We start from the raw sequence: 1,658 nt of genomic DNA, 5'->3' as shown, positions 1-1,658 counted from the left end.
GTTCCAGCCTTGTCCAGCCCCGCCCCCGATGTCAGCAATGGACACATGCCAAGCTATCCCACCCCGCCAGGCACGCCTCCGACGACTGCGCCTTAAAGCAGTTCAACCTTTCGCGCACAAACTTTCCTTCTGTGGGTAGAGCCGTCGCACTCCGTGCGATGGACTGGCGCAGGGATTGCATCGACTACCCAGTGACATGCGCGCGATATTTTACTTAGGCTCTAGACTAGGAGATTAGCATGAACCATGGCCAAGCTAATCAAGTGGAGCAAGTTGAGTCGGCATCGGCTTTTTAAACTCATCGAATGCTTCTGCCTCGATATCGAGGCGTCCAAAGCGGCGGTGCTTTTACGGCTCAATCGCAATACGGTTAATCGTCACTACACCCTTTTTCGTCGCCTGATTTCGGCCCATCAACTGGCCCAACTGCGTCGCTTTGTCGGCGTGGTCGAAGCCGATGAAAGTTATTTCGGTCCGGCTCGCTTGCGCGGTCGTCCCGGCGCACGCAAGCGGGGGCGCGGCACTTTCAAGCAGCCGGTCTTCGGCATCTACGAACGCCAGGGCCGCGTCTACACCGAGATCGTGCCCAACTGCTCGGCCCGCTCGCTCCACCCCATCCTGCGCGGCAAGGTCGATCCGGCCAGTGTCGTGCTCACCGATGACTGGCGCGGTTACGACGGACTCGTCGATGTCGGCTACGACAAACACGTCCGCATCAACAAGGCCAAATCCTTCGCTTCCGGTCGCGTTCACATCAACGGCATCGAGGCCTTCTGGAGTTTTACCAAGCGCCGGCTCGCCAAATTCAACGGCGTCAAAAAACTCTTTCCCCTCCACCTCAAAGAATGCGAGTGGCGCTACAATCAGTCCCTGCCTACCTTAAAAGCCAGTCTCTTTTCTATCATTAAATCCCACCCCTAACCAAAATCTCCTAGTCTTAAGCCATTCAATTTTCCCGTCCCGCTTCTACGTTAACGGGTCGGCAGTTCCGTTTGAAACTGCTTTGCCTAATTTATAATGATAGCCGGAATAGTTATACGGCCTGGAGTGATTTTCATTCTGTTGATATTGCCCCAGACGGAACCATTCCCGTTCTTTTTTCGCTTCCTGCCGAGGTAAAGCCAAAAGCGTTTATTATGGCGCTATCCAGTAAGATGACTTGGGACTTGAAAGTCCAAGAGGTGGGAGGCGGCTTACGTTCTTTTGCGGGCGAATATCTTATCCCAGCCGAAGACTATCGCTGCCCGAAAAAAGACCCGTTCAAAGACGAGTTATAGGGGATAGATCGCCAACTTGGGAAACGAGGGGACGGAGGAAACAGGTTTCGCACGGAGGGCTGAAGAGGTCGCGGAGGGAAAGCCTCTGAAGTTCTCTGCAGACCTCCGCGCGAAACTTCAGCCGTTGTGCGATAATGTTTCGTAACCGCGAGGCTTTCCGAAACGTCAACTAGGCGTAGACTAAAGCTTATGAGGATCGTCATCACCTCGGGTCCCAGTTACGAACCGCTCGACAAAGTGCGGCGCCTGGGCAATTTTTCCACCGGCGAACTCGGCACTCTCCTGGCGGAAGGCTTTGCGGAAGCCGGCCACAGCGTGGTCTGTTTTCGCGGGGTCGCCTCGACCTTTCCCTCGCCGCTTTGGCCCGTCGAAGTCATTCCG

2 protein-coding genes are annotated in these 1,658 nt (G+C 55.2%); both read left to right on the top strand.

From position 1 onward, the window contains the following. Nucleotides 1–246 precede the first annotated feature (246 nt). A complete protein-coding gene (locus tag WBR57_RS27650; protein WP_424088414.1) occupies nucleotides 247–921 on the top strand; it encodes an IS1595 family transposase in 675 nt (224 codons plus the stop codon). Between the two features lie 545 nt (nucleotides 922–1,466). Beyond that, on the top strand, nucleotides 1,467–1,658 hold a 192-nt coding region (locus WBR57_RS27645; protein ID WP_424088412.1), incomplete at its 3' end, for a phosphopantothenoylcysteine decarboxylase.

The sequence above is a fragment of the Pseudomonas sp. genome (genome assembly GCF_049590575.1).
In the GTDB taxonomy this organism is placed as follows: domain Bacteria; phylum Pseudomonadota; class Gammaproteobacteria; order Pseudomonadales; family Pseudomonadaceae; genus Aquipseudomonas.
The sequence above is the reverse complement of the archived record's forward strand: the minus strand, read 5'-3'. Positions and strand labels throughout refer to the sequence as shown.

Coding starts and splice junctions, on each gene's coding strand:
- WBR57_RS27650 (WP_424088414.1), top strand. CDS start 247: ATGGCCAAGCTAATCAAGTGGAGCAAGTTGAGTCGGCATCGGCTTTTT.